Source organism: Xanthovirga aplysinae, assembly GCF_009711365.1.
GTDB classification, from domain to species: domain Bacteria; phylum Bacteroidota; class Bacteroidia; order Cytophagales; family Cyclobacteriaceae; genus Xanthovirga; species Xanthovirga aplysinae.
Map to the genome: position 1 here is coordinate 1 of NZ_SMMB01000974.1, position 6002 is coordinate 6002.

The 6002-nt window shown below is 38.4% G+C and carries 6 protein-coding genes; all 6 read left to right on the forward strand.

Features of this window, described 5'->3' with window-relative positions:
- Window positions 1-360: 360 nt before the first annotated feature.
- The 6 genes from E1171_RS09370 (at window position 361) to E1171_RS09395 (ending at window position 5801) form a co-directional block, all read left to right on the forward strand.
- Window positions 361-1737, forward strand: coding sequence for a dipeptidase (locus E1171_RS09370; protein ID WP_155205744.1), 1377 nt, complete (start codon window positions 361-363; stop codon window positions 1735-1737).
- Window positions 1738-1935: 198 nt separating this feature from the next.
- Window positions 1936-2466 (forward strand): bifunctional adenosylcobinamide kinase/adenosylcobinamide-phosphate guanylyltransferase, encoded by a 531-nt coding sequence (locus tag E1171_RS09375; protein ID WP_155205745.1) that lies wholly within the window; start codon window positions 1936-1938, stop codon window positions 2464-2466.
- A gap of 140 nt (window positions 2467-2606) precedes the next feature.
- Window positions 2607-3647: a nicotinate-nucleotide--dimethylbenzimidazole phosphoribosyltransferase gene (gene cobT / locus E1171_RS09380; RefSeq protein WP_155205746.1), complete on the forward strand. Its 1041-nt coding sequence runs from the start codon at window positions 2607-2609 to the stop codon at window positions 3645-3647.
- Window positions 3648-3690: 43 nt separating this feature from the next.
- Window positions 3691-4452: an adenosylcobinamide-GDP ribazoletransferase gene (locus tag E1171_RS09385; protein ID WP_155205747.1), complete on the forward strand. Its 762-nt coding sequence runs from the start codon at window positions 3691-3693 to the stop codon at window positions 4450-4452.
- Window positions 4437-5084, forward strand: coding sequence for an alpha-ribazole phosphatase family protein (gene cobC, locus E1171_RS09390; protein ID WP_187696366.1), 648 nt, complete (start codon window positions 4437-4439; stop codon window positions 5082-5084). Before E1171_RS09385 ends, cobC begins: the two co-directional genes overlap by 16 nt.
- 339 nt (window positions 5085-5423) lie before the next feature.
- Window positions 5424-5801, forward strand: a complete 378-nt coding sequence (locus E1171_RS09395) for a hypothetical protein (protein ID WP_155205749.1) — start codon at window positions 5424-5426, stop codon at window positions 5799-5801.
- Window positions 5802-6002 lie beyond the last annotated feature (201 nt).

Consider the following 6002-nt stretch of genomic DNA (forward strand, 5'->3'; position numbering starts at 1 on the left):
ATTCTGAAGTATTACCTTCAAGGATTTGTGAAATAGTATTGCCTTTATTGGAGAAATTTGAAAACATTGATCAGGGTTATAGTTGATTAAAATTAAAACAGTGGAAATGGCATTTAAATACTACCTAAATAAAGTGGTTGTTTCTTTTCAGAAGTGATTGAACAGGTCGTCTAATAAATATTTGTTAATTTATCTTTATTAATCCCCTTATGCTTTCTGATGACAGAAAGCTTTACAAAATTTTCTAATTAAAAAGGAATCAATAAATTTGTTGCCCATAGGCGCTATGCCTTTCATAAATTTTTAATTACGTTCAATGGCTGATTTTTAGTCAATAAGAAAAATAAAGAATCAATAATTATGGAGAATAAAGAGGCCAAAGCCTATATAGAAGAACATCAGGAACGTTTTTTGAATGAATTGCTTGATTTGTTGCGTATACCTTCTGTTAGTGCAGATAGTAAATTTGCTGGTGATGTGCGGAAAACTGCCGAATTTGTAAAGCAGAAGTTGGAAGAAGCGGGTGTGGATAAAGCCGAAATTTGTGAAACGGCCGGTTTTCCTATTGTTTATGGAGAAAAGATTATTGATGAAAATTTACCGACAATCCTTGTCTATGGGCACTACGATGTACAGCCTGCCGACCCTTATGAGTTGTGGGACTCTCCTCCTTTTGAGCCAGTAATTAAAGATGAAAGAATTTTTGCTCGAGGCGCATGTGACGATAAGGGCCAGATGTATATGCATGTAAAGGCTTTTGAAGCCATGGCTAAAGAAGGAAAGCTGGCATGTAATGTGAAATTGATGATAGAGGGAGAAGAAGAGGTTGGCTCTGAAAATCTCGAAATCTTTGTAAAGGAAAATCGTGAGAAGTTAAAATCCGATGTTATTCTTATCTCAGACACCAGCATGATTGCCAACGATACGCCATCGGTAACCGTTGGGTTAAGAGGTATGAGTTATTTGGAGGTGGAAGTTACTGGTCCTAATCGTGACTTGCATTCCGGGGTGTATGGTGGAGGAGTTGCCAATCCGATCAATGTGCTTTGCGAAATGATTGCTTCTTTAAGAGATGAGAATAAACATATTACAATTCCTGGTTTCTACGACAATGTACTGGAATTGTCAGAAGAAGAGAGAAAAGAGCTGAATAAATCTCCTTTTGATTTGGAGCAGTACAAAAAAGAATTGGATATTGAAGAAGTGGAAGGTGAAAAAGGGTTTACCACTTTGGAGAGAACCGGGATTCGTCCAACTCTAGATGTAAATGGAATTTGGGGTGGGTATATTGGCGAAGGTGCAAAAACAGTTTTGCCATCTAAAGCCTATGCGAAAATTTCCATGCGTTTAGTTCCAGGCCAAGACAGCAAACGGATTACTCAGTTATTCGAGGACCATTTTAAAGCCATTGCTCCAAAAAGTGTGAAAGTTAAAGTTACCCCACACCATGGTGGAGAACCGGCTCTGACTCCAACGGACTCTCTTTCTTATGAAGCAGCTAGTAGGGCTTTTGAGGAATCTTTTGGCAAAAAGCCGATTCCTACCAGAGATGGAGGAAGTATTCCTATTGTGGCACTATTTAAGCAAGAATTAAAGGTGGATACAGTTTTATTAGGTTTTGGACTAGATTCTGATGCTATCCACTCTCCAAATGAAAGTTATGGCGTATTTAATTATTTCAAAGGAATTGAAACTATTATTGGATTCCATAAGCATTTTGCAGAGTTGACTAAATAGTTCTTGGTTTTAATTACAATTAGAGCTAAACAAAAGATCATAAAGGAAACCGCTGTAAGTTTTTGCAGCGGTTTTTGTATTACTTTATAAAAGACTCTTCTTTCCACAAAAAGGTAAAAAAAAGCATTTCTATGTTATTTATAATTTTGAGAACTTTTAATTATTAAATTAGGACTGTTCTCTATAAAATCAATATTTATGCTTTATTACATAACAGGAGGGGAACGTTCCGGTAAAAGTGCCTATGCCCAAAACTTAGCCCTCCAACTTTCAGAGAACCCAATATATTTAGCTACTTCTCGCATCTGGGATGAAGATTTCGGACAACGAGTCCAAAGACATCAAGAGGAAAGGGATTCCCGGTGGTCTAATTTGGAAGCGGAAAAAGAGTTAGCTCTTCCCGAACTAAAGAATAGAGTAGTAGTTATTGATTGTGTGACTTTATGGCTAACTAATTTTTTTACTGATACACAAAACAATAGAGACGAATCCCTTAGATTGGCAAAGGAATCATTAAATCGGCTGTTGAAGATTGATGCCACCTTTATTATCATTTCTAATGAAATTGGTATGGGATTACATGCCCAAACTCATGTAGGTAGAAAATTTACAGAATTGCAGGGTTGGATGAACCAATACATTGCTGCTAAAGCAGATTATGCAGTATTTATGGTTTCTGGCTTACCCTTGGAACTAAAATCACAGGATAAAGAAAGGCAGCACGTTTAAATACCACCCTTTAAGAAAAGAACTTGATTTATAGCTCGATATTTTTTTTCGAAAAAAGTGCCGGGAAGCCTTGGTTCAAGGGGGTAGCGGTATGATCTTTGTTTTTACTTGGCGGAACACAAAAAGATTAATTACTTCCTATGGAAACTCTACAATTTAATATAAAATCTCCGGATCAAAACCTAAAAGCCACACTACAACAGAAGATAGATCATAAAACTAAACCCATAGGTGCCTTGGGACAACTTGAAGTACTGGCCATGCAAATTGGGTTAGTACAGCAGACGGAATCTCCTCAATTAAATAATCCCACTGTAGTGGTTTTTGCTGCCGATCACGGAATTGCAAAGGAGGGCGTAAGTGCCTACCCTCAAGAGGTTACTTATCAAATGGTAATGAACTTTTTACAGGAAGGGGCGGCGATCAACGTGTTTTGTCAACAAAATGGTCTGGGCTTAAAAGTGGTGGATGCCGGCGTAAATTATGATTTTCCAGAAGATGATCGATTGATTTCCGCTAAGATTGGTTATGGAACCAAAAGCTTTATGTGGGGCCCGGCTATGACCGAAGAAGAATGTTTAAAGGCCATTCAATCAGGAAGAAAAGTAGTCAGGCAGCTGGCAGCCCAAGGATGCAATGTGATTGGTTTTGGGGAAATGGGAATTGGAAATACTTCCTCCGCTTCTTTGATGATGAGTTTGCTGTGTAATATGCCTTTGGAAAATTGCGTAGGCAAGGGAACCGGTGTAGACCCCAGAGGGTTGGGAAAAAAACTACATGCGCTGAAAAAATCACTAGACTTCCATGGGCCATTGTTTAAACCTTTGAAAATATTACAAACCTTTGGTGGTTTTGAAATTGCCCAAATGTTCGGTGCTATATTAGAGGCCGCTGAACAGCAAATGTTAATTTTGGTAGATGGCTTTATCGCTACAGCTGCATTTATTTCGGCTTATAAAATGTATCCCCAGATAAAGCATTATGCGGTTTTTTGTCATCAATCCGATGAAAAAGGCCATGCCCGCATGCTAGAATACCTACAGGTTCGTCCGGTTTTAAAAATGGATATGCGTTTGGGTGAAGGTACAGGAGCAGCTTTGGCTTATCCTTTGATTCAGTCGGCTGTTTGTTTCTTAAATGAAATGGCAAGTTTTGAGTCGGCAGGAGTTTCAACCAAATAGTTGGAAGGAAAGGTGGTCTTGAATTAGCTTTAAATCACCAATTATGAAACGTCAAAGCAGGTTGTTTTTTACTGCCCTCATGTTTTATACCCGTATTCCGGGACCATTTGGGTATGAGTATTCAGAGGAGGAGTCCCATAAATCTATCCGTTTTTTTCCTTTAATTGGATGGATTGTTGGGGGAGCTTCGGCTTTAACCTTTTATGCGGCGAGCCTGCTTTTGCCTCCAATGATTAGTGTTCCTTTAGCGATGATAAGTAGCATTTGGCTAACGGGAGCTTTTCATGAAGATGGTTTTGCGGATGTTTGTGATGGGTTTGGAGGAGGATGGACAAAAGAGCGAATACTTGAAATCATGAAAGATAGTAGAGTAGGGGCTTATGGAGTCATTGGCCTGGTAATGTTATTATTACTGAAATTTGGCTTATTAATGACTATTCCTTCTCAACTTTTACCATTTAGTTTGATTACAGCCCATTCCCTAAGTAGATTGATGGCCACCACTTTTATTTTTACCCATGAATACGCTCGCAATGATGAAAGCAGTAAAGTGAAAACCCTAACCAGTAAGCCAACTTTAAAAGATGGGGTTATTGCTTTTCTCTTTGGGCTAATTCCTTTGTTTTTATTTGAAAGTTGGCAAGTATTTCTGCTGATCATTCCCCTTTATGTGACTAAAATCTTTTTAGCCCGCTTTTTCAACAAATGGATTGGAGGGTATACAGGAGATTGTTTAGGTGCAACTCAGCAATTGTGCGAAGTCGTTTTTTACCTTTCTTTAATTATCCTATGGAAATTTATTTGATTCGACATACCCAACCGAAAATACCGGAGGGAGTTTGTTATGGTCGTGCTGATTTAACCCTGGAAGAAAGTTTTGAGGAGGAATTGGAAAAGTTGAATCCAAAAATCCCCGCAACTTTTGACCGGTTGATTTCCAGTCCGGCAAAAAGGTGCAAAACCCTTGCCCAAAAGATCTCTCCAGGAAGGTACGAAGCAGATGAAAGATTATGGGAAATGGATTTTGGAGAATGGGAGCTCAAAAGATGGAGTGATATTCCCAGACAGCAGTCTGATCCCTGGATCAAAGATTTTGTACACCAAAGGCCTCCATTGGGGGAAAACTTTCTGGAAGTACAACAAAGAGTCATTCATTTTTGGGAAGAGCTATTAAGTAGCACTGCTTCTCCAACAATGCCGAAAGCGAAGAAAGAGCGCCTTTCCGGCCGATCAAACCAATCTTTACCGGAAGAATTAAAAATTCAAAAGTTGGAAAAAGTTGGTGTTGTTTTTCATGGAGGCCCTATCCGTGCCCTTTTGGCTCATTTGCTAGAAATTCCCTTAAAAAATGCATTTCGAATCCAAATTGATTATGGAAGTGTATGTCTGCTGGAATTGAAGGATTCTTTTGTGAAATTGAAGGGGTTAAATACGTAAGGCCGATTTTTGAGTCCTTTCCTCCTGATTTTTCTAGAGGAAGTTTAAGTTGTTTAGTATTAAACTTTAATCGCTCTCAGAGCTAATCCCCAATTCTAAAATTCATTCATCCAATAAATAATTATTCAAGAAATCTAGTAGAATATACCAGTTATAGATTGTTTAAAATTACCTTCCAGATCATTTTTAAATAAGGGTAACCTTGAATGGATCAGGAATCAATCAATCATTGTGAAAAAGGAATCTGGGCTTAATCAAAATAACCTTTTACTAAAAACAAACCCATTTAATTTTCTTCAACTGTATCAAAATTGGTAAAGAGCACGTTTAACCCCCATAATGAGAAAAAAGGGCCAAATACTACTTTGTTTTTTCCTGCTGGGATTGTACCTGCTGGATATGCCTGGTTTGGGACAGCAGATAAAGGAATATGCTGTTCAAAAGGCAGTGGAAAGTAACTGTGCCATAGAACAAGGCTCCCTAAATGCTGAGAGCACCCCTGAATTCTCAGGGAAGGCTTTGCAAGACTTTTTTAAACAAAAGCCGGTTTGCGCTGGGACTTTTCTTAATTTCTGTCATTCCGGTTGTTCTCATTACCCTTCTTTTTATTCTTTTTGTTTCAAGGAGCTTCAGCCAAAGGTTGTGCACAAACTTTACATTGAAAGAAGGCCTTTTCTTTATTATTTAGAGATAAATTCCCCTCCACCCCTCGTTTGATTTACACCGGTGAGTGAACGCTCAGTGCCAATAAAATTTCAAATCCACCAAATACAATTCACCAGAAAGTATGCTTAACTGGATGGGAGAGGCAAAGTTTGCTGTCTCTGAAACTCCCTTATTATTGGCCAGTGTTGTCAACCTGGTGGGAGGCGAAAAATCTTTCGTCTATTCAAATCACTTCAATACTTTAAACCTAAT

What these genes read in the sequence shown, in the direction of transcription:
- E1171_RS09370 (WP_155205744.1), top strand. Translation starts at nt 361, where the DNA reads ATGGAGAATAAAGAGGCCAAAGCCTATATAGAAGAACATCAGGAACGT.
- E1171_RS09375 (WP_155205745.1), top strand. Translation starts at nt 1,936, where the DNA reads ATGCTTTATTACATAACAGGAGGGGAACGTTCCGGTAAAAGTGCCTAT.
- cobT (WP_155205746.1), top strand. Translation starts at nt 2,607, where the DNA reads ATGGAAACTCTACAATTTAATATAAAATCTCCGGATCAAAACCTAAAA.
- E1171_RS09385 (WP_155205747.1), top strand. Translation starts at nt 3,691, where the DNA reads ATGAAACGTCAAAGCAGGTTGTTTTTTACTGCCCTCATGTTTTATACC.
- cobC (WP_187696366.1), top strand. Translation starts at nt 4,437, where the DNA reads ATGGAAATTTATTTGATTCGACATACCCAACCGAAAATACCGGAGGGA.
- E1171_RS09395 (WP_155205749.1), top strand. Translation starts at nt 5,424, where the DNA reads ATGAGAAAAAAGGGCCAAATACTACTTTGTTTTTTCCTGCTGGGATTG.